Raw genomic sequence first — 23,577 nt, 5'->3', positions numbered from 1 at the left:
CAACGAGGACGGTAGATGATTCCGCGCTATTCGCGGCCGGACATGGTCGCAATCTGGTCTCCTGAAACGAAATTCCGCATCTGGTTCGAAATCGAAGCTCATGCCTGCGATGCGCTGGCGGAACTCGAGGTTATCCCGAAGGAAGCGGCAAAAACGATCTGGGAGAAGGGCAATGCCGCCACATTCGACATTGACCGGATTGACGCAATCGAGCGCGAAACCAAGCACGACGTCATCGCCTTCCTAACCCATCTGGCCGAAATAGTTGGTCCTGATGCACGGTTTGTGCACCAGGGCATGACATCGTCAGATGTGCTCGACACCTGCCTGAACGTCCAACTGGTCCGGGCAACGGATCTTTTGCTTGCTGATCTGGATGACCTGCTTGCCGCGCTCAAGCGGCGGGCGTTTGAATACAAGGAAACGGTCTGCATCGGACGCTCGCACGGCATTCACGCCGAGCCGGTCACATTCGGCCTTAAAATGGCCGAAGCCTATGCTGAGTTCGACCGTTGCAAAACCCGGCTTCTGAACGCCCGGGAAGAGATCGCCACCTGTGCAATTTCCGGCGCTGTCGGCACCTTTGCCAACATTGATCCGCGGGTAGAGGAACATGTCGCCAAGGCCATGGGCCTGAAAGCGGAACCCGTATCGACCCAGGTGATCCCGCGTGACCGGCATGCCATGTATTTCGCAACACTCGGCGTCATCGCCTCTTCGATTGAGCGGGTGGCAACCGAAGTACGCCACCTACAGCGAACAGAAGTGCTCGAGGCGGAAGAGTATTTCTCAAAGGGCCAAAAAGGCTCATCTGCGATGCCGCACAAACGCAACCCGGTCCTGACGGAAAACCTCACCGGCCTTGCCCGTCTGGTGCGCATGTCCGTGACACCGGCCATGGAAAACGTTGCCCTGTGGCACGAGCGGGATATCTCACACTCCTCAGTGGAGCGCATGATTGGACCGGACACGACCGTCACCTTGGACTTTGCGCTGGCACGCCTGACCGGGGTCATCGACAAGCTCCTGGTCTACCCGGAGCGGATGATCGGCAACATGGACCGGCTTGGCGGTCTGGTTCATTCCCAGCGGATTCTACTTGCCCTCACCCAGGCAGGCTCTTCACGCGAAGACGCCTATCGCCTGGTGCAGCGCAACGCCATGAAGGTTTGGGACAGCTACCAGGTATCCGGTGATGCCAAGGTGGACTTCCTCACCGAGCTCTTGAATGACGAGGACGTACGCGAATACCTCTCAGAAGAGGAAATTCGCAGCCGTTTTGACCTTGGCTATCACACCAAGAATGTCGATGTGATCTTTGAACGCGTTTTCGGAGAGAGCTGATCACTTCATGAAAATCGCAGTTGTTTCCGACATCCACGGCAATCTTCCGGCCTTGGAAGCTGTTCTCGACGATCTGGCCCGGGAAGCGCCGGATCAGATCGTCAATCTCGGCGATTGTGTGTCCGGGCCTTTGTGGCCCGAAGAAACGGCTGCGATTTTGCGCGAAACCGGCTGGCCAACGGTCCGCGGCAACCATGATCGTATTGTGGTGAGTGACAAGCCCCTGCCGCGGCGGACCGCAGACGGTTTCTCGGCCCTTTTGTTGTCCGAAGAGAGCAAAGCGTGGCTCCGTAGTCTGCCCGCCACGATTCGCCTCAGCGACGATATTTTTCTTTGTCATGGAACGCCCACTTTGGACGACGTCTATTTGACAGAGGAAATCACCGGACCCAAAGGGCACCTGCCGGACGAAGAAACGATTCTCGAAGCCTTGGCAGGAGAACAGTCTCCCATTGTCTGTTGCGGGCACACCCACATCCCGCGTGTGGTGCGGCTATCGAACACCGGTCAGACAATTCTCAATCCTGGAAGCGTTGGCTTGCCGTCTTACGACGATGCCCATCCGCTGAAACACAAGATGGAAATCGGCAGCCCGCATGCACGCTACACGCTGATGCAGGAATCGCCCTCAGGCTGGTCTTTCAGCGAAAAAGTCCTCCCCTACGACTGGGACAAGGCAGCCAACAAGGCGGCAAAGAACGAACGCCCGGACTGGGCCAGATCGCTGCGTCACGGCTTTTTCGGCCCATTGTCTTGAGATCCGAACGCAAGTTCAGCTGAACAAGGGCAGCTTCAGACAAGCCTCATCCTCTAGGTCTGAAAGCAATCGTCAGAACCTGAGGCCCGGTCTTCGCATCACTCGGCGACCGTGCATGTCACTGGTTCTGGCGGACTTTTGATCCGACCGGAGGAACGCATGCCGTCGAAACAGTTCTGGCTCGCCCCCTTTGCCGCTCTGGTGCTGCCGGCAGTCCAAGCGGTCTCGGCCCAGGCTGCGGACCTTCTGGCCAACCCGCCGGCTCCGGCCCCTGCACCGCCGCCACGCGTTGTTTATGTGCAGCCACCGCAGCCTAGGGTCTATATTCCGCCCGCATATGACCAGCCGGGCGTCCGCTGGCGCAACGGCTACTGGGGACACGGGTGGAAACGCTATAATGGCTGGTGGTTCCCGCCCCAAGGCTTCACGTTTAACACCGTGCCGCCAAACTATGCCCCTGCCCCGCCGTTCAACCCAGGGCACACAGCACAGCAGCCTTCGACCACCACCGTCATTCAGGAAACCGACGTTGTAACTGTCGCTCCGATTCCTGCGCCCGGCCCGGTCTATGCCCAGCCGCCGGCGGCACCGGTTCAACCGCCGGCATTGACCGGCGATGTTCGGGTGCAGCACGTCAATTGGTGCCTTGAGCGCTACAGGTCCTACCTTGTTGCGGACAACACCTACCAGCCCTACGAAGGGCCTCGTCAGATCTGTAATTCCCCGTTCTGGCCCTAGCCGGCTGGATCGCGCCCGCGCGGCGCTCCCCTCCCACCTTGTGACCGGGCCCGGATATTTGTTCCTGCCCGGTCTTTTTTTACCGGTCGCGTTTGACATGCACGGGCCCGTTCTGCGAGGAAGCAAACGAAGATCCTGATAAAACGAAAGCCGCTTCCCGTGAAGATTTCCGATACCGATATTCTGCTCGTCCCCGGCTATGGAAACACACCCGAAGGCCACTGGATGAAACGCTGGCAGGCCAAGATGGCAAATGCCTGGGTCGTGGAGCAACGGGACTGGTTTCTTCCAGTTCTTAAAACCTGGCAAGATGCCCTCACCGAGCGCATGGAAAAAACAACTCAGCCGGTCGTTCTGGTCGGACATTCACTCGGGTGCATCCTTATTGCGCATGCGGCGCATCACATTCCCAAGGACAAGGTGGTTGGCGCTTATCTGGTGGCTCCGATGGATTTGGAGCGCGACACCCCGGCCTTGGAATTTGACGCAAGCAGTTTCCTGCCCGCGCCAAAAGCTCCCCTGCCGTTCCGGAGCCACGTCGCCGCAAGCCGAAACGACCCCCATTGCAGTTTTCAGAAGGCCGAAGAACTGGCGAAAGCCTGGGGCGCGACCTTTCAAGATGCTGGCGAAGCCGGACACATCAATATGGCAAGCGGCCATGGGCCATGGCCGGAAGGCATGATGTCGTTTGCAGGTTTCATGAAGCGTCTTGGCTAAACCGCTGCCGCTTTGCGCCGGGTCTTCACGGATTCCGGCGTAAACGTTATTTTACAGTCACATAAATCGCTGCAATCTTTCCTTTGAAGCATGACAAGATGGGAGCGCGCGGCGTGTTCAGACTTCTGATTTCATTAAGCTTTTTGGCGGGTGCCACACTCCCCGCCCTGTCCGCTACTGGAGAACGTGTTCAGATCACCGGCGAAGTGATCGATACCTGGTGTTACTATTCCGGCGTGATGGGCGGGCCCGACGCGGTTACCGGTACAGCACACCACACATGTGCGCTGTGGTGTGCGGCTGGCGGAATACCTGTCGGCATGCTGACCGAGGACGGCAAGGTGTACATGGTCCTCAAGTGGGAGGGCCATGATCAGGTCGGCGACGGCAAGACGCTGCTGTCCGTTCAAAGCCACAAGCTGGTTGCTGACGGCATTCATTATGAGCGTGACGGCATAGACTACATTCTCGTTGAGAACATCGTCTCCGATGAAGGAATCACACTCCGCAATCATGAGGATTACGGGTTTGTCCCACCCTTCGCAGAGCCCGGCCAGTAGGAGACGCTACAATGAAAAAGATTGCATTCACATTGGCCGCCTGCTGCGTTGCCACGCTCGCTCATGCGCAGGATGAAGGGCCCTACTCGGCGAACAGCCAAGCAAATGAGTGGGGCTTGTTTGGCGAAGAAAAAGCCCGCTTTGAAGCCCGTGTCACGGACGCGCTGTGTGCCCTGACCGGCGATTGCCCGGACGACTGCGGCGCGGGTGAGCGCCCAATGGTCGTCATCCGCAAAGACGACGACCGGATGCTTTTGGTGAACAAGTCCGGCGCGCCAAACTTTACCGGGGCCAATCACCGGTTGGCAGAGTTTTGCGGACAGGATGTTGAAGTCGACGGTTTGCTGGTCGGCGAGCCGGAGTTCACACCTGGTATCGGCGCCAAGGTTTACCAGGTGCAACTGATCCGCGCTGCCGGTTCAGATGACTGGGTGAAGACGGATGCCTTCGTGCCTCAATGGCAGGAAAAATACCCGGATGCTGACGGGGAAGGTCCATGGTTCCGGCGCGATCCGAATGTAAAGGCCGCGATCGAGAAAGACGGTTATTTCGGCCTTGGTCCGGACGTTGACAAGAAATGGCTGGAGGAAAACGCCCAATGAAGCGTTTCCTGCTTGGGGCAGTCTTGCTGATCGGTGCCACCTGTACTGCCGGCTGGGCACTCGCCAAGCTTCGCGCGGAACCGGAAATCGACAGCGCTTCGGCGGCGGTTGCCCATCTTCTGGCACTGCCGTCCTGCGAGATCCACCAGGCGAGATCTGAAAAAGCGCTTGATCGCGCGGCCATCGAATCCAAAATGAACGCGCGGCGCGACGCGATGAGCACTGCCTTGCCCGGCTTTGCCGAGATGTCTGCGCATGGTCCATCGCCGGTCACACCGGATGCCCCGTTTCCGATTGCCTTAAAAGCGGAATTTGATCTGGTCGATCAATATGGCAAGCGCCGGACGGAACAGGAATTCCTGGGGCAGACCTATGCGGTTTTCTTCGGGTATGCCAGCTGTGAGGCGATCTGTTCCGCCGTGTTGCCGGACATTGCCAATGCCATGGACCAATTGGCAGCCGCGGGACATGACATCGAGACCGTCATGATCAGCGTGGACCCTGAGCGGGACACTCCGGATGCCATGGGGGCGAACCTTGCAAAATGGCACCCCAACCTGACAGGCCTCACCGGCTCACCAGAACAGCTTGAGGCGGCCCGCCGACTGTTTCAAGTCGCCGTGTCGGAAGTTGGCAAGGACGATATCGGAGAGCCGATCTACGCCCATGGCAGCTTGATCTATTTGGTCGGGCCAGATGGAACTTTGCAAACCATATTGCCGCCGGTTTTTGCCCCTGAGCACCTGGCCAAGGTCATCAAGGGCTATATCGAACGGTCGCAGACGGAAAATCGCAAGGACACCCGAGGCAATATCAGGGTTTGCAGGCTTTCAGCGCGTCCGTTGCTGCTTGGGAGAACAGACCCATGTCCATCCCATAGGCCATGAGCTGGAAACCTGCCTCGCGCGATTCATGCACTTTTTCCGCAGTCAGACAGAAGATGGACGCGATTTTGCCCGCTTCACGTGCGCGAGAGGCGATTTCGGCCGCGATCTTTGCCGTTGCCGGGGAATTCGGCTCAAGCGCGGCTCCGTTTGACAGCGTCAGCGACAAGTCACTCGGACCGACGAAAACGCCGTCGATCCCATCAACGGCCAGAATATCGTCCAGAGCCTCAATCGCCTCTTTGGTTTCGATCATCGCAAGTGCGAGGAGATCCTGATTTGCCCTTTGGAAGTAGGTTTCGACATCCTGCCCGGCCAGCATGGCTGCCCGGTGTGGAGACCAGCTCCGTCTCCCCATTGGCGGAAACTTCATGAAGTCGGCGAAAGCCTGAGCTTCTTTTGCGGAGTTGATCATCGGGGCAATGATTGCCTCTGCACCGAGATCCAAGAGGCGGCTCGCCGTCGCAAAATCACCAACCGGGATACGCGCAATACGGTGGGCATTCAAACCGCTCATGGCCGCGAAGGCGTCGCGCGCGCTGGCAAGGTCGTGCTGGCCATGCTGGAGGTCCATGGTCACGGCCTCATAGCCGCTACGTGCCAGCAGTTCCGAGAGAATTGGGACTGCAAGTCCGGACCAGGCAGTCACGATGGTTTGGCCATTTTTCAGTTTTTCGGCGAGCGATGCCATGGTCTTCTTTCGTTTGCAGGAAGGAGCAGTGCAATCAAATCAATTGTACGTTCCCGTGCAAGCCCTGTTCCCGTCAATTCCGGTGATGACAACAGCCGATTAGACACAAAAAACCCCCGGGGTCACCCACGGGGGATCTTGCTCCCAAGCCCGGAAAGCGCGTTGTTCGCTCAGCTGCCGCTCTGGATCTGTTGAGCCGCGGTGGCCAACAGCTCTTCCATTGTGCGCCGGATCTGGTGGTCCGACTGGTCGATGTTGTTTGCGTCAAAGTCAGAGCGGATCTTGCGGAACACGTCGTCGTCGCCCGGTTCTTCGAAATCGGCCCGAACAACTTCCTTGGCATAGTCTTCGGCATCCGTGCCGGTCTTCCCCAGAAGCTCTGCGGCCCACAGCCCCAAAAGCTTGTTGCGGCGTGCGATGGCCTTGAACTTCAGCTCCTCGTCATGCGCGAACTTGTTTTCAAAGCCCTCTTCGCGCTTGTCGAATGTGCTCATTCTGGTGTCTCCCAAACTGCGGATGGCGATGTGCCATTGATATAGGAATGATCTCGGCCATTCCATATCCCCCGAACCGCCTCAAATCAACGAATGATCGCATTTTTGCCCTGAAAGCGTACCTGGACCTGAAATGCAAGAACAGCGCCGATTGTACTTTGGCTGCTCTTCGGGTAAGTTCCGCGCCGCGAATGCGGGGCTAAGGCAGTGTTGCCAACCCGAGCAGCGCGGCGAACGCGCCTTGGGAGGAACAACCGAATGCCAAGGACAAACCCCGATCGATGGATTTTCTCAAACACTCACGGTACGTGCCAATGAACCGCCGCCGGCGTATTTATGAAGGCAAAGGCAAGATTCTTTACGAAGGTCCTGAGCCTGGAACTTTGATCCAACACTTCAAAGACGATGCAACCGCATTCAACAACAAGAAACACGAGATTGTTGATGGAAAAGGTGTGCTGAACAACCGGATCTCCGAGTTCATTTTCAATCATCTGAACAATATCGGCATTCCGACTCACTTCATCCGCCGCATGAACATGCGTGAACAGCTGATCCGTGAAGTCGAAATCATTCCGCTTGAAGTGGTTGTACGCAACGTCGCTGCCGGGTCGATCGCCAAGCGCCTCGGCCTCGAAGAAGGCACCCAGCTGCCCCGCTCCATCATCGAGTTCTATTACAAGAACGACGAACTGGACGACCCAATGGTCGCAGAAGAACACATAACCGCGTTCGGCTGGGCCAACCCGCAGGAACTCGATGACATGATGGCGCTTGCCATTCGGGTCAACGATTTCCTGTCCGGCCTTTTCCTGGGCGTTGGCATCCGTCTTGTCGACTTCAAGATCGAGTGCGGCCGGCTGTTTGAAGGCGACATGATGCGTATTGTTGTTGCCGATGAAATTTCACCGGACAGCTGCCGCCTCTGGGACATCGAAACAAACGACAAGATGGACAAGGACCGGTTCCGCCGGGATCTTGGAGGCATGCTTGAAGCCTATCAGGAAGTCGCCAAGCGCCTTGGCATCTTGAACGGCAACGACCGGCCGACGGCAAGCGGGCCGACCCTGGTCCAGTAGGACGTCTGCGCGCAGCACTCGGACTATTGTCAAAAATACCTAAATCCTCTATGGCGGCCACATCGTCACAGGGGATTTTTTTATGCGTGGATACGTCAAACAGCTTCGAGCACTGACGCTCGTAGCAGCTGCTTCTTTGGCATTGGCAGCCTGTCAGACGGCAGGGCTTAAACCTGGAAGCATTCAAACCAGCTTCCCGCCAGCGGGATGGAATACCGAGCGCAAAGGCAACGAAATCGCGTACGTGTGCTCGCCAAACACCTGCAGAACGAAGCAGGCCGTTTTCGTGAGCCCAATCAAGGTGAAAGGCGACGCCGAGGCAGCAGTGCGCTCCGATATCTTCAGCGCCGGTCTGATGCGGGAATTGGGGAAATCCCTGAACAGGGCAAGCAAAGGCGGAATCCAAACGCTCTCGACCCAAAAGGTAACCACTTCAGCCTATTCCGGGTTTGACTTTGTCTATCGGATCACACCGAACTTCGGCGAACCTCAATACCTTGCCGCGCGCTTCATCATCCAGGCAGACCGCGGCGTTGCGATTGGCTCGATCTCGCCGTCACGGCAGACGGCCCAAGCCAATCTGCGCAAGTATCTGGCCAGCACAACGGTCCGCCGGCTGCCGTAATTCCCGGCTTCCGCACATTCTGCTCTTTTTTTGCTGGGGTTCCTCGTGTAAGTGAGCCCCAACAATTTTCCATAGTCCGAGATGGCAGTACCGCTGCGGAGACCCAATCATGAAAGCACGTGTAACCGTCACTTTGAAAAACGGTGTTCTTGACCCTCAAGGCAAGGCAATCGAAGGCGCTTTGGGCGGTCTCGGCTTTGACAGCATTGCGGCCGTCCGGCAGGGCAAGGTTTTCGACGTGGAATTGGCGCATACCGATGCAGGCGCTGCGAAAGCGGATCTCGAACAAATGTGCGAAAAGCTTCTGGCCAACACGGTGATTGAAAACTTCGCCATCGAAATCGTGTAACCCAGACATCCGGAGGGTCCGGCAATGGATGAAGATGCTGCCAAGGCCCTGCGTTTCATGGCCATCAAGGCCGCCATGTTCATTGCTCTTCCAGCCGGCGCCGCACTGCTCGCGGTCTACTTTCTCTTGTGACTGACAACGGGACGCTCCTCATGAAAACCGCCGTCATCGTTTTTCCAGGCTCCAACCGGGACCGCGACATGTTCCATGCGCTGGAACTGATCACCGGCTCGCGGCCGCAATCAGTCTGGCATACCGAGGCCACGCTGCCGGATGTTGATCTCGTCGTTGTGCCCGGCGGTTTTTCCTACGGAGATTACCTGCGCTCAGGCGCGATCGCAGCCCGCTCGCCGATCTTGAAGGATTTGGTTGCGCAGGCAGACAAAGGCATGACTGTTCTCGGCGTGTGCAACGGGTTTCAGATTTTGACCGAAGCCGGTCTGCTGCCCGGCGCTCTAATGCGCAATGCCGGGCTCAATTTCGTCTGCAAGGAAGTCATGCTGGAAACTGTGAGCGACGGCACGCGGTTTTCGTCAAAATTTGAAAAAGGCCAGGTCTGGCGCTGCCCGGTGGCCCACCATGACGGAAACTACTTTGCCGACGGGGATACCTTGAAGGCTCTGGAAGACAACGGCCAAGTCGTGTTCCGCTATGCAAACGGCACCAATCCGAACGGATCGATCAACGACATCGCAGGCATCACCAACGCGAAGGGCAACGTTCTAGGCATGATGCCGCATCCCGAGAACCTCGTGGAACCGCTTCATGGCGGAACAGAGGGGCGGATACTGTTCGAAAGCCTTCTGGAGGCTGCGGCCTGATTGAGGAGACGCCCGTGTCAGAGCTCAAATTGTCCCGCGAACAGAAGGTTGCTCTTGCAGCGAATCTGAAACGGTTCTTGGAAGATGAGCTCGACACGGAGATCGGCAACATGGATGCTGAACGGCTCGTGGACCACCTCGTCAAGCGCTTTGCGCCGCGGTTTTACAACCAGGGCATTCGCGACGCTCATGCCCTCCTCAGCAAAAAAATCGATGATTTGGCCGACGATTTTTATGGTCTCGAGCAGCCCGAAATCGACTGATTCCCCGCTCCTTCAAGCGGAAACGCGGCGCTCTTGTGTCGGTGCATGGCCATATTGGCGGGTAAATGCGCGGGAGAATGACGCCGCGCTGGAAAAGCCGCACATCTTGGCGACCACCTTGACCGGCGCCCCGTTTTCCAGCTCGATGCGCGCTACGTCCAACCGCCAGCCGGAGAGATAACCTCCCGGCGTAACGCCCACTACATCCTTGAATGTCACGGCAAACTGGGTCCGCGACATACCGGCAACGGAGGCCAATTGCTCGAGCGTCCAGGTCCGGTCCGGAGCCTCGTGCATGGCGACAAGTGCGGCAGCCAGCCGCGGATGCGCCAGACCGGCAAGCAAACCGACATCGGCCGCCCCGGTTTCAAGCGCATGACGCAAGAGCCGGATGACCACCACTTCGCACAAGCGATGAAAGACGGCCTGGCCGCCGCACCGCGGCCGAACAACCTCTTCCACCAGTGGCGCGACCACGTTTGCAAGATCGGGAGCGTCGCGGAGTGAAATCTCTATCCGTTCTGGCAGCGCGCAAACAAGGTGGTTGCCAGCCCCGGAGATCTGGATATCCGCTGCAACCAAGGTCGTTGCCATAGCATTCGGGACCGAAATCCCGTCCACCTCCTGCACAGCCCCCCCATGCGGCAGAAAAACGAGCTTCAAACTCTCGTCCGGCATTGCGAGCACAAAGAAATTGGAAGAAATCGCGCCCTGAACGTTCCCATCAATGGGTCCAAGAACAGCGTGAACCCGGAATCTCTCGATCAGGGAAGACAAACGATCAAGCCTTCCAGAGAAGCTGGTTCGCAGAATGCTGTCCATTTACCGTACCCTCGATCATGAATATAGAACAAAACAACACTGACCGTTCGATACAGTATCGTCAATACCCTGAGCGGCCAGAATGCCGCCCCCCGAAAGGACAACAGATGTTAACGCCACGTCAAGCAGTTCCCACACTCCGGGTCTCCACATTGGAGCACGGATCATTCGATCTGGGAAATGATCAGGCCGAATTCGCGACACTCGTCGTGTTTTATCGCGGTCTGCATTGCCCGATCTGTGCAACCTACCTCAAGGAGCTGGAACGCCTGACACCGGAATTTGCGGAACGCGGCGTCAAAACGATCGCGGTTTCTTCAGATGGCGAAGAACGTACGAAGCAGATGGCGGAGAAAATCGGTGCGCACAGCTTGCGCTTCGGTTATGGGCTGCCACTTAGTCTTGCCAAGGAGTGGGGCCTTTACATTTCAACCAGCCGGGGCACGACCTCAATCGGCATTGAAGAACCCGCTTTGTTTTCCGAACCCGGCGTTTTCTTGGTCAAACCGGACGGCACACTCTATTTCGCGTCCGTCCAGACCATGCCGTTTGTCCGGCCGCATTTTAAAGAAATGGTCGGTGCACTCGATTTCGTGATCAAGAACGAGTACCCGGCCCGCGGCGAGTACACCGGCGCCGTCTAGTCGCACGGCCCCAGCAAAGACAATTGACCCCGGCTCTGCGCCGGGGTTTATTTTTTCTGCGACCTTGCGAAGGCGTGTGCGGCTGTCCATCTGCGCAACATACCTCCTTCAAAGGCTCTGCCGTGCTTTATCTTCAAGTTGTTTTGGGTCTCGTTCTGCTGGTCGCAGGCGGTGACACATTGGTTCGCGGATCTGTCGGGATTGCGCGCCACTTCGGTATGTCCCCCCTTCTCATAGGTCTCGTTCTGGTCGGCTTCGGCACATCCATGCCGGAACTGATGACCAGTATTCTGGCCGCGTTAAACGACGCGCCCGGCATCGCTGTCGGCAACGTGGTTGGCTCCAACATTGCGAACATTTTGCTTATTCTCGGCATTTCGGCGGTAATCGCGCCACTGGCAACCGATCCGGCGGCCATGCGCCGCGATGGCGCCGTCGTGACACTTGCAGCCATCGCCGTTGTTGCCCTTGCCCTGCTTGGCGAAGCGGGACGGATATCCGGCAGCATGCTGCTCGCCGGCCTGGCTGTCTACCTTGTTGTCACCTACCGGATGGAGACCGGCCAAACCACACCTTCAGCGGAATTTCACCGTGCGGAAGCGGAGGCCAGCACGGCGCAGCCTTTTACTGAGAAGCTGCCGTTTTTGATCTTCCTGACGATCGCAGGCCTCGCCATGACACTTGGCGGCGCCCACTATCTGGTAGCAGGGGCAACGGGGCTTGCGCGACAGGCCGGGATCAGCGAGGCAGTGATTGGTCTGACGATTGTCGCGGTTGGCACATCGCTTCCCGAACTGGTGACGTCAGTGGTCGCTGCATTCAAAAGGCAATCCGACATCGCACTCGGCAACGTGATCGGCTCGAACATATACAACATCTTGGGCATTTTGGGCGCTACAGCCTTGATCAAGCCCATCGCAATTCCTGCTGAAATCATGGACCGGGATATTTGGGTTATGCTGGCGGCAACGCTCGCACTGGTGTTTTTCGCTTTTACCGGTTGGAAAATTACCCGGCGCGAAGGGGCTGCGATGTTGTTCGGATATGCGCTGTACATGGGCTATCTAGCCACGATCGCGCATTAATCAGGTTCCGTGCCACCATCAGCGGAAAGGCACGAAACAAGGCTCCCAATCCGGCAAACGATCTGCTAAACCGGCGCCAAACTCCCAAAGGCGCACGCGCCGCAGATTCCCGGACCGACATGATCCAGAACGACATCAAGATCACGCCCGAGCTCATCGCATCCCACGGCTTGAAGCCGGACGAATACGACAGGATCCTCGAGCTGATCGGCCGTGAGCCGACCTTTACCGAACTCGGCATCTTTTCCGCCATGTGGAACGAACACTGTTCCTACAAGTCATCAAAAAAATGGCTGAAAACCTTGCCCACGGACGGACCCCGGGTATTGCAGGGGCCGGGCGAGAATGCCGGCGTTGTCGACATCGGCGACGGACAGGCCGTGGTCTTCAAAATGGAGAGCCACAACCACCCGTCCTATATTGAACCCTATCAGGGAGCCGCAACCGGTGTCGGCGGCATTTTGCGCGACGTCTTCACCATGGGCGCACGCCCCGTCGCGGCGATGAATGCGTTGCGGTTCGGAGAACCCGATCATCCGCGCACCCGGCATCTGGTCTCCGGCGTCGTGTCCGGGGTTGGGGGCTATGGCAACTCTTTCGGTGTTCCGACAGTAGGCGGTGAAGTGGAGTTCCACGCCCGCTATAATGGCAATTGCCTGGTCAACGCGTTTGCAGCCGGTCTGGCAAATTCAGACGCGATCTTTCTGTCCAAGGCCGAAGGTGTCGGTCTGCCGGTCGTCTATCTTGGCGCGAAGACCGGCCGCGACGGTGTCGGCGGCGCGACCATGGCGTCAGCCGAATTCGACGACACGATCGATGAAAAACGTCCCACTGTTCAAGTCGGCGACCCGTTCACTGAAAAATGCCTGCTCGAAGCCTGTCTTGAATTGATGGAAACCGGCGCCGTGATCGCCATTCAGGACATGGGGGCGGCAGGTCTGACCTGCTCCGCAGTCGAGATGGGCGCCAAGGGCGATCTGGGTGTGGAACTCGATCTTGACAAGGTGCCGGTGCGCGAAGAGCGCATGACCGCCTACGAAATGATGCTGTCGGAAAGCCAGGAACGCATGCTTATGGTGCTGCGTCCGGAAAAGGAAGCGGAGGCGGAAGCCATCTTCAAGAAATGGGGCCTCGACTTCGCTATCGTCGGGGTTACGACCGATACGTTACGGTTTGTGGTCAAGCACCAGGGCGAGACTGTCGCCGATCTTCCGATCAAGGAACTGGGCGACGAAGCGCCCGAATATGACCGGCCATGGGTTGCACAGGATCCGCGCCCTTTCTTGACTGCCGAAGATATTGCCGAACCAGACGACTACGCCGGTGCGTTGAAGGCGCTGGTCGGCTCAGCCAACGGCTGCTCCCGCCGCTGGGTTTATGAGCAGTATGACACCCTGATCCAGGGCAACACCGCTGCCTCTCCTGGCGGAGATGCCGGCGTGATCCGGGTTGAAGGCATGCGCAAGGGCCTTGCCTTTTCCGTCGATGTCACACCGCGGTATTGCGAAGCCGACCCGTTCGAAGGCGGCAAGCAGGCTGTCGCCGAAGTCTGGCGCAATCTGACCGCCGTTGGCGCCGAGCCGCTTGCGGCCACGGACAATCTGAACTTCGGCAACCCGGAAAAACCCGAAATCATGGGTCAATTCGTCGGCTGCATCAAAGGTATCGGAGAAGCCTGCCGGGAGCTGCATTTCCCGATCGTTTCCGGCAATGTCTCGCTCTACAACGAAACACATGGCGAGGCCATCCTTCCAACCCCGGCTATTGGCGGCGTCGGCCTTCTGCCCGACGTGACGGTACGCGCCGCGGCAGCCTTCGCCAATGAGGGCGACGAAATCATCCTGATCGGCGGCAAAGGCACGCATCTCGGTGCGTCTATGTATCTGGCGGAAATCCTCGGCCGCGAAGAAGGCGCTCCACCACCGGTCGATCTGGCTGCGGAAAAGCGGCGAGGCACCCTCGTTCGCCAACTGATCGGCGCAGGCCGCGTTACATCAGTGCACGACGTATCGTCGGGTGGACTTGGTGTTGCACTTGCCGAAATGGCCATTGCCGGGAACCAAGGCGCAAAGATCAAAGTGGACGGGCCCGCCCACGCAGCTCTCTTCGGCGAAGATCAGGGCAGGTATGTCATTACCGTACCGGCCGGAGATCTGGATGGCACCTTGGAAGACATTCTCGACGAAGGCGTTGAAGCCAATCACATCGGCACGGTCGGCGGCGAGCAATTGACTGTTGAGGGCATCCTCACCATATCCGTTGCAAACTTGGCCGAAGCACACGAAAATTGGTTTCCGTCTTACATGTCGGTTGCCTAACCGTTCGGGAACACAACAATAATTCTTTGAGGGACAGACCCCATGCCAATGAACGCAAACGAGATCGAGACCCTGATCAAAGAGGCTCTGCCGGACGCTCAGGTTGAGATCCGCGATCTTGCAGGAGATGGCGACCACTATGCGGCCAGTGTTGTCTCCGAAGCCTTCCGCGGCAAGAGCCGCGTTCAACAGCACCAGCTGGTTTACGAAGCTTTGAAAGGCAATATGGGCGGGGAGTTGCACGCTCTCGCCCTGCAAACCAAAGCGCCGGAATGAGAATGCATCTAGAGGAGGTTTGCTCCGCTACGTAGTTTCGCGTAAAACCGGATCAAACACGCGGTCGAAGGGCCGGCAATCGAATTTGGAAAGGACTGATCCCATGAGCATCCAAGAGTGGATCAAGAACGAAGTCGACACAAATGACGTCGTGCTCTTTATGAAGGGTACCCCGAATTTCCCGCAATGCGGATTTTCCGGTCAGGTCGTTCAGATCCTCGACTACATCGGCGTACCATACAAGGGCATCAACGTTCTTGAAGACGACGAATTGCGTAACGGCATCAAGGAGTTCACCAACTGGCCGACAATTCCGCAACTCTATATCAAGGGTGAATTCGTCGGCGGCTGCGACATTATCCGCGAAATGTTCCAGAATCAGGAGTTGCAGTCGGCGTTCTCCGAAAAAGGTATTGCGACCAGCCAGACCGCGTAACAGCGAGCGGCGTCTTCGGTTAACCTTGAGTTAACTTATCCAAAGGCGGTCCGGTTTCCGGGCCGCTTTTTGTGTGTTCAGCTCGGCAAATTTTGCCGAATCGCCTAACCTGAACGCAAGGTGAATGCCGGATTCAGGGACAGTACAACCGCGTACCGCCATTTTCCGACCATGACGTAACGGCGCACCGCCGCAATGGATTGGGACTGGGGATGATGAACAAACTACTGATCGCTGCCGCTGCATTCGTTGTTGCTGGCATTTCTGTCGCGGCCACGACGCCGAAACCGGCGGAGGTTGAACTCCGTCGCGTTGACTGCACCGACTTGACCGTTTTCGCACCCGACAATGGCAAGACACCCAAAGACCTCTGCAAGTCCTATGGCGGCCTGGCCCGGGCCGGGGGCACACCAAATTCTGAAGGTCTTGTGATTTTGGTGCGCAATCAGCCTGTGGGCGGATTTGAGGGGCAGTCCGCGCTGCAATAGCGCTGTCCCGCCTAGCTGCCGACTTGCACTGCGAAGGCCTCGACCGGCGCCCGCACATTGTGCAGTTCCAAGCGGCCCAAAGGCAAAGGTGGGCGTTCCGGATCCTGACAGACATCTTCTGCAACCACGATCGGATGCCCTGTCCGCTTACCGTGATCTCCTAACCGGGCGGCAACATTGGCCGCACTGCCAATCACCGTGAAATCCAGTCGTTCGCGTGAGCCGACATTTCCGTAAGTCACCTCACCAAAAGCAATTCCGATGGCGCACTGTATTTTCGGCTGATCCCCCTCATCCGGTGCGGCGAGCGTTTCAACAATCCGCCGCGCACTGGAGACAGCCCGGCTGCAGGCCTGCGCCCGGTCATCGGTTGCCGGAAAGATCGCCAGCACCGCGTCGCCGATAAATTTAAGCACTTCCCCGTCATTCTCATTGATCAGATCGGTCGTCACTTCGAAGAACCGGTTGAGCAGCGCGACATAGTCGGGACGGCTCAACTCCGATTCCAGGCGCGTCGATCCGCGCAGATCGCAAAACAGGATCGCTGCTTCAATCACATCGCCGTCGCCTCGCCGGATTTCCCCGCCCAGAACCCGGGCGCCAGTGCGCTTGCCCAGATAGGTCTCCAGCAAAGCGGTCGCATTGGACCGTAACGCGAAAACCTCGTATAGACGGCTGATCATCGGGGCGCATTCGAACACGAGGCCGAGATTGGCCGTGGTGAAACCGTCCGGGTGATCGCTCGCCATGGTCAACACGTTGATTTGCCCATTGGAGAAGGGCAGCGGCATCGCAACATAGTCGGTTGCCCCTTGCGCCCGCAAATCCTCCATAATGGGAAAATTGAACTCGTCCGGGTTCGCATCCAGTCTTTGCCGGACGCCGCCAAGACCGTTGGATACATGTTGAAGCGGGCTGTTTACAAAGGCGGGATTCTGAAAGATCCCGTGAGAGGGCGAAGCGACTTTCACGTGGTTGTCCGTGCGCGTCCAGATATAGTGCCTCCCGGCAATCATCGGATGGAGCGACCAGATCAACACGCTGAAGCGGCTGACGGCTATCCCGTCTTCCACCAGCCGTCGGCCGATGGCAGCCGTCAGATCTTCCGGGTTCAGCAGGGTCCAGGCCTCTCGCAGCAACCAATCGACCGTTGGTCCGGAGATGTTGCCGCTCGGGGATGCGTGAAGGTGCAGACCGCTCAGTTCGTAATCCGTTACGGTATCCGGCATGAAGGCAACATATCCATCAACTGCCCTGCCCTCCGGTAGCGCGTTCTCATAACACCAGACGGCGTTTTTAAGTGTGGTATCGCCAATTTTTAGATCGGCATAGCTGGCTGTACCCTTAAATGGACAGAACGTCCGGTGATCGGGCGCAGGCACCAAATCGGCAATCACGTCTTCGCGCGGGAAATAGATGACTGGCGGCAAACGGGTTTCATACATGACCTTGGCCCTATCGGACCGGGCAATCACCGTATCACCACGCCGCGCGGTCACCGGGCCATCGAGCGGCTCGACCAGGATTTGGTAGTCATTTGCTGTGCGTTGTTCGAGTATCTCCATTCCGAGACGTTACGAACGGTTCTTAAACCTGTCCAGCTTGGTAAAAAACCGCAGGACGCTTGGTCATTCGGCGGCAAACAGGTTCGCCGTCATAGCCAGACTGGCGCCGCAAGGCGCCTCTGCCTCCCCCTCACTGTTTGAGGCTGCACCAGGGCGCAGGTTCACAAAGTCGTAGAGTGTGCGATCGAGCAGATGTGAGGGCCTCGTATGGGCGAGCGCACGGGCCATGACGCCCAGCCGTCCCGGAGTTTCCTTCTCCCAGGTCTGTAGCATCTGCTTGACCTCTTCGCGTTGCAGACCGTCCTGCGAACCACACAGGTTGCATGGAATGATCGGAAAATTCATACCGACCGCAAACTTGGCTATATCGGTCTCGGCCGCATAGGCCAGCGGACGCAGCACCAGAAGGTCGCCTTCATCATTGATCAGTTTCGGTGGCATGGACGCGAGCCGCCCACCGTGAAACAAGTTCATGAAGAAGGTTTCCAGAATGTCCTCGCGGTGATGGCCCAGCACAACCGCCTCGCAGCCTTGTTCCCGGGCAATCCGGTAAAGGATCCCGCGCCGCAGGCGCGAGCACAGCGAGCAATATGTTTTGTGAGCCGGGATCTTGTCGGTCACGATCGAGTAGGTATCTTCGCGCACAATGAGGTGCTCGATGCCGTTTTGTTCAAAAAACGCGGGCAGAATATGCGCAGGAAAACCCGGCTGGGCCTGATCGAGATTGCAAGCAATCAGATCCACGGGCAAAAGCCCGCGCCATTTCAACTCGATCAAGACAGCGAGCAGTGTGTAGCTGTCCTTGCCGCCCGACAGACAGACAAGCCATTTGGGTTTTTTCGCCGGCTCCGCTGCGTCACCGAGCATGCCGAAATCGCTGATCGCCTCACGCGTCTGGCGCAGCAGCCGCTTGCGCAGTTTTTTGAATTCGACACTCGACGGCGCACCGCGCAGGAGAAGCGGAACATCGATGTCGTTCTGATCTGCAGCAATATCGTTCATGGGAGTGGCTCGGCGCTCGCGATTTTTGGAATCTGCGCTGACATAGCGGATTGCCGCTGCAGAGCCAAGCAGCGATGACATTTTGGAAAGCTCGCCGAGAATCCAAATCGCTCACACCAAGCAATGATCCTCATCTGAACATAAACATTCATGGTGAATTATTACAATTTTTAGTTGCATGTAAAATATATACACTTCAACGGCCTGCAACCCGAATGGTGTTAGGCGCAAGGACACTAAGATTTTGGGAGACTGTGATGACAGATGCCGCCTTGATCGTAGATCATTCCGAAACCCAAACCGAGAACGCACCTTTTTTGCCTGGAAGTCCAGCACTTGGTTTTGGATATGACGTTAATGGAGAATACGCTGAGCCGGAGAGTATTTTGGACGGCGCACTTTTTGATTTTCCTGACGAAACCAAACCCGTAAACATTGGCGGACAAGACTATATAATAAATAAGTTATTTAACCATCACATGATTGAACGGTCCGATTACTATGAAGTATTTGGAAATACGATTGACATCTACAGAGAGTCCCAAAATCATGAAATCAGCGTTGAAGGAAAATACAAACTGTTTTCGGGTTCACTCAGCACATCTTTCAGTTCAAAATCCTTGAGCCAAGAGGAAACAACGTATTCCACAATCCGGCAAATACACAAACTTTGGTCTGTTAATCTGCCACGGACCAGCGACATTCTACAGTATTTGAAACCGTCCGTCGCTGCTGAGATCAACAACAAAAGTATTTCTCCAAATAAAATATTCGACAAGTATGGGGCGGTGTTCCTTGGCGAGGTAATCGTAGGCGGCCGAATTGATTCCAACAGCGCAACCAAGTCCCTCAAAGTCGATAGATCAATGGACATTCGCGTTGTTGCAAAGGCTTCCTATCAAGCACTTATCGGTGAAATCCACGTAAAGTCTGACAGCCATCTTGCAAAAGAGATTGAGAGCTACAGGGCTAATTCAGAATTGAGTCACCATGTTATTGGTGGCGATCAGCAATATGTATCCGCAATATTTAAAGGTGATACCGAAGCTTATGCGGCATGGGCAAAAAGTCTCAGTGATCGCGCTGTTATGATGGATTTCACCAAAGAAGGCCTTCGGCCTATCTGGGAACTCGCGACAGAGAGCACGCGCAGATCGGAGCTCGAAAATGCCTTTGCCGATTGGGTGCTCAGCAAGGAAACTAAAATTGTCAAAGACAAAACCGTGCTTGCTCTCAACCAGTTCCCAGCCATGCAAAATGTCGGAACTGACTCAGGCTCGGGCGCAAAAATGGACCTGTCGGTATGGCGGCCAGTCATCGCGGAGCACGACAGCTATTTCTACGGTGGGCAATGGGGTCAGCACAACCATAATCCTACCGCCGATGGCCGCGCAGCTGTCTTTCGGGACCTGGAAGACCTTGGGCTGCTGAAAGAACCGGTGAGCTTTATAAAAATCTGGGACGATGCAGGCTCAGGCAAGAGCCACGACTATTCCTGCTGGCGACCTGCTCCCCCACAGGGCTATCGCGCCCTCGGAGACTTCATGGTGCTCAGGGAATCGAGCGGCCACTTTCCGGACCATCTCGCATACAAAGTGATGTGCGTGCATGAAAGCTTGTGCAGGGATGTCACTCAAGATGACTTTGGAAGCAGCTACATGTGGCAAGATCATGGAACCCACGCCAACAAAGATCTTAGTCTTTGGCGGCTTGAACCGGCCAGCACCACTGGCGGTGTAAATGTTGGCTCGTTTATCGGATCTCCCTATGAGAACAGCATCCCGCACTCCGTCATAGACGGCCTTAGAGGAGTCGTGGGCGTGCTGAAAGATGACTTTATAAAGGCCTACAAAAACCCGCTTCATTTGGTCAGATAGGATGGAAGAGGTCATCCCCTCGCCGTTGTGAGTGAGGGGATGACGTCAACCTGTTCGAGTTGTGATTACTGCTATAGATGGATGTAGAATGATATAAACGCTGCCCGGAGCGGTGGCTGTAAGTATTGAAGGCTTATGTCCCGGCATCAGCCTGCGACCTGCTTGGCAGTAAGATCCATATCCTGCACAGTCCGGTTCCGGCCGTTTGTCTTGGCATGCATCAAGGCAACGTCCGACCGGGTGCGGACTGTCGAAACCGAACCGCCGTTCCGGGTATCTGCCAAGCCGATGGAAACCGTGATCGTGCCGAGGATTCGGCCCGAATGCGACAATGCCGTCGTTGCCGTCCGGGTGCGGATATGCTCTGCAATTTCAAGCGCTTCCTCCCGGCTAATATCCGAAAACAGAACCGAAAACTCCTCGCCACCGAACCGATAACACAGGCCACGCTCGCCAACGATCTCCGCCAGAATGCCCGCGAACGTTATCATTACGGCATCACCGGCATCATGGCCGAATTCATCGTTGAAGCGTTTGAAATAGTCGATATCGATCATCATGCAGGTGAGTGGAACGCCATCGTTTTCACGGCTGAACGTTGCCAGGGATTCATCAAGCGATCTTCGATTCAAAAGACCGGTCAGCGGATCGCACACCGCCATTCTGGTGAGCCGGTCACGCAGCTGCAAATTGGCCAGCGCCAGGCCAACGTTTTCCGCAATCATTCCAAGATAAGCGGTGTAATCGTCCACGGGGGTGGCGTCGTTCGAAAGGCTCGAAAACACGAGCAAGCCAAGCGCATCGCCATGCGCCATGAGCGGGATGCAAAGACCGGCCGAGCGGGGATCTGGAAAGTGCTGGCATTGAACATCTTCCTTGTCTGGAAGGCTGTGATGAGCCCGCCCACGCCGAAGGCTCCAGCACGCTTCCGGATCGAACCGCTCGGGAAAATCTTCAGGCATTTGCCAGGTTGAGGCCCGCCAAAGAACCGTCTTCGTTTCGTTCAAAATGAAGAACGCGCCGCCGAGATCGGCGAACACCTGCGGCCCAAAGCACGCCACGACCTCTGCAATTTCCTCTGTTTTCTGGCAGGCCTGCATCCGGCGCATCATTTCAAGAATGAGCCCCTTCATCTTCAGATCGCGTTTGCGCTCGGCATCGAGGCGTTCCCGCTCAAGGCCGTTTTCCCGGAAGATGCGGATCGCGTTGGTGAGATCTCCGATTTCATCCCGGCGGGTGTCGGCGGGAACCTCAACTTCAAAATCCTGTTTCGCAAGGCGCCGGACGACTGAAGACATATGTGTCAGCGGCAGCGCAACACGGCGGCGCAGCACAAAATAAAGCACAGCGAGGAAAACAAGGGCTGTCACCCCTAAAAGAACACGGGCAATCACGTTGTAGAGTTCGCTTCGGATCTGCGCCTGCTGCAGAGCCAGCGCGGTTCGTGCCGTCACTTCGTTTGTGAATGCTTTTATCTGGTCGACCAGCCGGACATGCATGGTGTAGTGCTCATCACCAAACAGGATCTCCCGGGCTGCTTGCGGGTTTCCGGATTGATAGGCCGTGATCGCCGCCACCTCCAGCTCTTCAAGACCATCAATCAGGGTAGTGATGCCGGCAAGCAACGCCAGCTCAGCCTCTGTGCCGGCCAAATCCTTCACATGCCGCGCCTGCTCCTCCAGCCGGTGCTCTTCTTCGTTGATGGTCTCAAAGGCTGCCAAGTGCTTGAGATCGCCGCGCATCACATAAAGACGGGCTTCATCGGTTCTCAGTTCAGCATCGAGTTCAAGCTGTGCGCCGAGATCTGCAAGCGCCAGATGCACCTCAACCGCTTGCCGTTCTTCATGTGCCATCCGGATCGACAAAATGAAGGCAAGGCCGGAGAAAAAGGTCAGGGCCAGGGTGATTCCATAGGCCAGATTCGTGAGGGTATTTATCTTCATCTCAATGACCCAAAAGGCCGCGACACGGCCCGGCAGGAGGCAGACGTCAGGATCAAAAGGTGCGATTCAAAGCAAGATAACGCAGCGGATTCGGTTGTTTGGCTAATACTATCATATTCAGTGGCCACGTAGCTGACCAATTGGGTGGGACGAAGGGTATTTCCGCTACATGCGTCGACTTTGCAGGACAAAAAAAAGCCGCCCGGAGGCGGCCTTTGAAAGTCCCGTGAGACTGGTTAGCGCGAGTAGAACTCGACCACCAGGTTCGGTTCCATCTGTACCGGATACGGTACGTCGGAAAATGCCGGAACGCGGTTGTAGGTTGCGGTCATCTTGCTGTGGTCAGCTTCGATGTAGTCTGGAACATCACGCTCAGCGGACTGAACGGCTTCCAGAACCAGTGCCATCTGCTTGGACCGGTCGCGAACTTCAATGACATCGCCCGGACGCACGCGGTAGCTCGGGATGTTGACACGCTTGCCGTTCACCTTCACGTGGCCGTGGTTGATGAACTGACGGGCAGCGAAAACAGTCGGAACGAACTTTGCGCGGTAGACGATCGCGTCGAGACGGCGCTCCAGAAGACCGATGAGGTTTTCAGACGTATCGCCCTTCAGCCGGGACGCTTCGTCGTAGACCTTGCGGAACTGTTTTTCGGAGATGTTGCCGTAATAGCCTTTGAGCTTCTGTTTGGCGCGCAGCTGCACACCGAAGTCTGACAGCTTGCCTTTGCGGCGCTGACCGTGCTGGCCTGGTCCGTATTCACGGCGGTTCGCCGGGCTTTTCGGACGGCCCCAGATGTTTTCGCCCATCCGGCGGTCAATTTTGTATTTAACGCTATGGCGCTTTGACATCGCGGTTTCCTTTGTGTAACGCGTTGTTTTTTATCAAGGAAACGCGCCCTCCTTTATCCAGTCGGATCTCTTTAAGACCAAACGGGATCGACAGGGACCCAGCTAGACGGCGCCGGCTGAATGCCCACGGGTGCGTGACAACCAAAAACAATATGTCCTTGGAACGCGCGGTAGTTACTGAAATCCCGGCTAAAAGTCAATCGCCAGACAGCCTTTCCGCAGCCGAGGCGCACATTAAGATCGGACCGGTTTCGTCTCTACGTCAGCAGCCCTATGGGAACGGTTAACAACCCCTTATACCCCAACGGCAGATTTACAATAAAAACAATGTATGCATTTAGAG

27 protein-coding genes are annotated in these 23,577 nt (G+C 56.7%); 20 read left to right on the top strand and 7 right to left on the bottom strand.

The window, feature by feature from the left end:
• Positions 1–15 precede the first annotated feature (15 nt).
• The 7 genes from purB to JM93_RS07060 all read left to right on the top strand — a co-directional run bounded on the left by purB (position 16) and on the right by JM93_RS07060 (position 5,605).
• Complete coding sequence (purB, locus tag JM93_RS07090) at positions 16–1,344, top strand: adenylosuccinate lyase (protein ID WP_145341679.1); 1,329 nt, start codon at positions 16–18, stop codon at positions 1,342–1,344.
• A 7-nt stretch (positions 1,345–1,351) separates the two neighbouring features.
• Complete coding sequence (locus JM93_RS07085) at positions 1,352–2,101, top strand: metallophosphoesterase family protein (protein WP_145341678.1); 750 nt, start codon at positions 1,352–1,354, stop codon at positions 2,099–2,101.
• A gap of 159 nt (positions 2,102–2,260) precedes the next feature.
• Positions 2,261–2,839 (top strand): BA14K family protein, encoded by a 579-nt coding sequence (locus JM93_RS07080; protein ID WP_145341676.1) that lies wholly within the window; start codon positions 2,261–2,263, stop codon positions 2,837–2,839.
• Between the two features lie 159 nt (positions 2,840–2,998).
• Complete coding sequence (locus JM93_RS07075) at positions 2,999–3,556, top strand: RBBP9/YdeN family alpha/beta hydrolase (protein ID WP_145341673.1); 558 nt, start codon at positions 2,999–3,001, stop codon at positions 3,554–3,556.
• A 113-nt stretch (positions 3,557–3,669) separates the two neighbouring features.
• Positions 3,670–4,116 (top strand): hypothetical protein, encoded by a 447-nt coding sequence (locus tag JM93_RS07070; protein WP_208994982.1) that lies wholly within the window; start codon positions 3,670–3,672, stop codon positions 4,114–4,116.
• 11 nt (positions 4,117–4,127) lie between these two features.
• Complete coding sequence (locus tag JM93_RS07065) at positions 4,128–4,718, top strand: hypothetical protein (RefSeq protein WP_145341672.1); 591 nt, start codon at positions 4,128–4,130, stop codon at positions 4,716–4,718.
• Positions 4,715–5,605, top strand: coding sequence for an SCO family protein (locus tag JM93_RS07060; RefSeq protein ID WP_170230566.1), 891 nt, complete (start codon positions 4,715–4,717; stop codon positions 5,603–5,605). The genes JM93_RS07065 and JM93_RS07060 overlap by 4 nt, the downstream gene beginning before the upstream one ends.
• On the opposite strand, the gene JM93_RS07055 is transcribed toward JM93_RS07060, so the two are convergent.
• Together JM93_RS07055 and JM93_RS07050 are read right to left on the bottom strand one after the other, a co-directional pair.
• A complete protein-coding gene (locus tag JM93_RS07055) occupies positions 5,532–6,293 on the bottom strand; it encodes an HpcH/HpaI aldolase family protein (RefSeq protein WP_145341668.1) in 762 nt (253 codons plus the stop codon). The two genes, JM93_RS07060 and JM93_RS07055, sit on opposite strands and share 74 nt — an antisense overlap.
• Positions 6,294–6,463: 170 nt before the next feature.
• A complete protein-coding gene (locus JM93_RS07050; protein ID WP_145341666.1) occupies positions 6,464–6,787 on the bottom strand; it encodes a DUF1476 domain-containing protein in 324 nt (107 codons plus the stop codon).
• A 281-nt stretch (positions 6,788–7,068) separates the two neighbouring features.
• On the opposite strand from JM93_RS07050, the gene purC reads away from it, so the two are divergent.
• The 6 genes from purC (at position 7,069) to JM93_RS07025 (ending at position 9,924) form a co-directional block, all read left to right on the top strand.
• Entirely contained in the window at positions 7,069–7,866 is a 798-nt protein-coding gene (purC, locus tag JM93_RS07045) for a phosphoribosylaminoimidazolesuccinocarboxamide synthase (protein ID WP_145341664.1), read from the top strand.
• An 82-nt stretch (positions 7,867–7,948) separates the two neighbouring features.
• The gene (locus JM93_RS07040; protein ID WP_145341662.1) at positions 7,949–8,491 is read left to right on the top strand and encodes a hypothetical protein; all 543 of its coding nucleotides are present in this window, start codon (positions 7,949–7,951) and stop codon (positions 8,489–8,491) included.
• 106 nt (positions 8,492–8,597) lie between these two features.
• Positions 8,598–8,840 carry a phosphoribosylformylglycinamidine synthase subunit PurS gene (gene purS / locus JM93_RS07035; RefSeq protein ID WP_208995011.1) on the top strand — a complete coding sequence of 81 codons (243 nt, stop codon included), beginning with the start codon at positions 8,598–8,600 and terminating at the stop codon, positions 8,838–8,840.
• Positions 8,841–8,864: 24 nt separating this feature from the next.
• Positions 8,865–8,972, top strand: coding sequence for a phosphoribosylformylglycinamidine synthase-associated small membrane protein (locus tag JM93_RS22095; RefSeq protein WP_196220749.1), 108 nt, complete (start codon positions 8,865–8,867; stop codon positions 8,970–8,972).
• A 20-nt stretch (positions 8,973–8,992) separates the two neighbouring features.
• On the top strand, positions 8,993–9,661 hold the full coding sequence (purQ, locus tag JM93_RS07030) for a phosphoribosylformylglycinamidine synthase subunit PurQ (protein WP_145341658.1): 669 nt from the start codon (positions 8,993–8,995) through the stop codon (positions 9,659–9,661).
• A gap of 14 nt (positions 9,662–9,675) precedes the next feature.
• Entirely contained in the window at positions 9,676–9,924 is a 249-nt protein-coding gene (locus tag JM93_RS07025; RefSeq protein WP_170230564.1) for a DUF2164 domain-containing protein, read from the top strand.
• A gap of 12 nt (positions 9,925–9,936) precedes the next feature.
• Here the strand turns inward: JM93_RS07025 and JM93_RS07020 are convergent, their stop codons facing one another.
• Positions 9,937–10,746, bottom strand: coding sequence for a helix-turn-helix transcriptional regulator (locus JM93_RS07020; protein ID WP_145341654.1), 810 nt, complete (start codon positions 10,744–10,746; stop codon positions 9,937–9,939).
• Between the two features lie 107 nt (positions 10,747–10,853).
• Between JM93_RS07020 and JM93_RS07015 the strand changes: the two genes are divergently transcribed.
• The 6 genes from JM93_RS07015 to JM93_RS06990 all read left to right on the top strand — a co-directional run bounded on the left by JM93_RS07015 (position 10,854) and on the right by JM93_RS06990 (position 15,993).
• A complete protein-coding gene (locus tag JM93_RS07015; RefSeq protein ID WP_145341652.1) occupies positions 10,854–11,390 on the top strand; it encodes a peroxiredoxin-like family protein in 537 nt (178 codons plus the stop codon).
• 122 nt (positions 11,391–11,512) lie between these two features.
• Positions 11,513–12,475, top strand: a complete 963-nt coding sequence (locus tag JM93_RS07010; protein WP_145341650.1) for a calcium/sodium antiporter — start codon at positions 11,513–11,515, stop codon at positions 12,473–12,475.
• A 119-nt stretch (positions 12,476–12,594) separates the two neighbouring features.
• Entirely contained in the window at positions 12,595–14,793 is a 2,199-nt protein-coding gene (gene purL / locus JM93_RS07005; RefSeq protein ID WP_145341648.1) for a phosphoribosylformylglycinamidine synthase subunit PurL, read from the top strand.
• Positions 14,794–14,835: 42 nt separating this feature from the next.
• Positions 14,836–15,069, top strand: coding sequence for a BolA family protein (locus JM93_RS07000; protein ID WP_145341646.1), 234 nt, complete (start codon positions 14,836–14,838; stop codon positions 15,067–15,069).
• Positions 15,070–15,172: 103 nt separating this feature from the next.
• Positions 15,173–15,505, top strand: coding sequence for a Grx4 family monothiol glutaredoxin (gene grxD, locus JM93_RS06995; RefSeq protein ID WP_145341644.1), 333 nt, complete (start codon positions 15,173–15,175; stop codon positions 15,503–15,505).
• A gap of 212 nt (positions 15,506–15,717) precedes the next feature.
• Positions 15,718–15,993 carry a hypothetical protein gene (locus JM93_RS06990; RefSeq protein ID WP_208994981.1) on the top strand — a complete coding sequence of 92 codons (276 nt, stop codon included), beginning with the start codon at positions 15,718–15,720 and terminating at the stop codon, positions 15,991–15,993.
• A gap of 11 nt (positions 15,994–16,004) precedes the next feature.
• Here JM93_RS06990 and JM93_RS06985 read toward each other — a convergent pair whose 3' ends face one another.
• Together JM93_RS06985 and ttcA are read right to left on the bottom strand one after the other, a co-directional pair.
• Positions 16,005–17,558, bottom strand: a complete 1,554-nt coding sequence (locus JM93_RS06985; protein WP_145341642.1) for a DUF427 domain-containing protein — start codon at positions 17,556–17,558, stop codon at positions 16,005–16,007.
• Between the two features lie 63 nt (positions 17,559–17,621).
• Positions 17,622–18,560, bottom strand: coding sequence for a tRNA 2-thiocytidine(32) synthetase TtcA (gene ttcA, locus JM93_RS06980; RefSeq protein WP_145341897.1), 939 nt, complete (start codon positions 18,558–18,560; stop codon positions 17,622–17,624).
• Positions 18,561–18,817: 257 nt separating this feature from the next.
• Between ttcA and JM93_RS06975 the strand changes: the two genes are divergently transcribed.
• Positions 18,818–20,437, top strand: coding sequence for a Vps62-related protein (locus JM93_RS06975; protein ID WP_170230562.1), 1,620 nt, complete (start codon positions 18,818–18,820; stop codon positions 20,435–20,437).
• Between the two features lie 146 nt (positions 20,438–20,583).
• On the opposite strand, the gene JM93_RS06970 is transcribed toward JM93_RS06975, so the two are convergent.
• Both JM93_RS06970 and rpsD read right to left on the bottom strand, forming a co-directional pair.
• Positions 20,584–22,380, bottom strand: a complete 1,797-nt coding sequence (locus tag JM93_RS06970; RefSeq protein ID WP_145341638.1) for a diguanylate cyclase — start codon at positions 22,378–22,380, stop codon at positions 20,584–20,586.
• Between the two features lie 236 nt (positions 22,381–22,616).
• Entirely contained in the window at positions 22,617–23,234 is a 618-nt protein-coding gene (rpsD, locus tag JM93_RS06965; RefSeq protein WP_145341636.1) for a 30S ribosomal protein S4, read from the bottom strand.
• Positions 23,235–23,577: the final 343 nt, after the last annotated feature.

The organism is Roseibium hamelinense (genome assembly GCF_007830545.1).
GTDB classification, from domain to species: domain Bacteria; phylum Pseudomonadota; class Alphaproteobacteria; order Rhizobiales; family Stappiaceae; genus Roseibium; species Roseibium hamelinense.
The sequence above is the reverse complement of the archived record's forward strand: the minus strand, read 5'-3'. Positions and strand labels throughout refer to the sequence as shown.

Bases quoted from the DNA above. Each gene is read 5' to 3' on its own strand.
- purB (WP_145341679.1), top strand. From the start codon at position 16: ATGATTCCGCGCTATTCGCGGCCGGACATGGTCGCAATCTGGTCTCCT.
- JM93_RS07085 (WP_145341678.1), top strand. From the start codon at position 1,352: ATGAAAATCGCAGTTGTTTCCGACATCCACGGCAATCTTCCGGCCTTG.
- JM93_RS07080 (WP_145341676.1), top strand. From the start codon at position 2,261: ATGCCGTCGAAACAGTTCTGGCTCGCCCCCTTTGCCGCTCTGGTGCTG.
- JM93_RS07065 (WP_145341672.1), top strand. From the start codon at position 4,128: ATGAAAAAGATTGCATTCACATTGGCCGCCTGCTGCGTTGCCACGCTC.
- JM93_RS07060 (WP_170230566.1), top strand. From the start codon at position 4,715: ATGAAGCGTTTCCTGCTTGGGGCAGTCTTGCTGATCGGTGCCACCTGT.
- JM93_RS07055 (WP_145341668.1), bottom strand. From the start codon at position 6,293: ATGGCATCGCTCGCCGAAAAACTGAAAAATGGCCAAACCATCGTGACT.
- JM93_RS07050 (WP_145341666.1), bottom strand. From the start codon at position 6,787: ATGAGCACATTCGACAAGCGCGAAGAGGGCTTTGAAAACAAGTTCGCG.
- purC (WP_145341664.1), top strand. From the start codon at position 7,069: ATGGATTTTCTCAAACACTCACGGTACGTGCCAATGAACCGCCGCCGG.
- JM93_RS07040 (WP_145341662.1), top strand. From the start codon at position 7,949: ATGCGTGGATACGTCAAACAGCTTCGAGCACTGACGCTCGTAGCAGCT.
- JM93_RS22095 (WP_196220749.1), top strand. From the start codon at position 8,865: ATGGATGAAGATGCTGCCAAGGCCCTGCGTTTCATGGCCATCAAGGCC.
- purQ (WP_145341658.1), top strand. From the start codon at position 8,993: ATGAAAACCGCCGTCATCGTTTTTCCAGGCTCCAACCGGGACCGCGAC.
- JM93_RS07020 (WP_145341654.1), bottom strand. From the start codon at position 10,746: ATGGACAGCATTCTGCGAACCAGCTTCTCTGGAAGGCTTGATCGTTTG.
- JM93_RS07015 (WP_145341652.1), top strand. From the start codon at position 10,854: ATGTTAACGCCACGTCAAGCAGTTCCCACACTCCGGGTCTCCACATTG.
- purL (WP_145341648.1), top strand. From the start codon at position 12,595: ATGATCCAGAACGACATCAAGATCACGCCCGAGCTCATCGCATCCCAC.
- JM93_RS07000 (WP_145341646.1), top strand. From the start codon at position 14,836: ATGCCAATGAACGCAAACGAGATCGAGACCCTGATCAAAGAGGCTCTG.
- grxD (WP_145341644.1), top strand. From the start codon at position 15,173: ATGAGCATCCAAGAGTGGATCAAGAACGAAGTCGACACAAATGACGTC.
- JM93_RS06990 (WP_208994981.1), top strand. From the start codon at position 15,718: ATGATGAACAAACTACTGATCGCTGCCGCTGCATTCGTTGTTGCTGGC.
- JM93_RS06985 (WP_145341642.1), bottom strand. From the start codon at position 17,558: ATGGAGATACTCGAACAACGCACAGCAAATGACTACCAAATCCTGGTC.
- ttcA (WP_145341897.1), bottom strand. From the start codon at position 18,560: ATGAACGATATTGCTGCAGATCAGAACGACATCGATGTTCCGCTTCTC.
- JM93_RS06975 (WP_170230562.1), top strand. From the start codon at position 18,818: ATGACAGATGCCGCCTTGATCGTAGATCATTCCGAAACCCAAACCGAG.
- JM93_RS06970 (WP_145341638.1), bottom strand. From the start codon at position 22,380: ATGAAGATAAATACCCTCACGAATCTGGCCTATGGAATCACCCTGGCC.
- rpsD (WP_145341636.1), bottom strand. From the start codon at position 23,234: ATGTCAAAGCGCCATAGCGTTAAATACAAAATTGACCGCCGGATGGGC.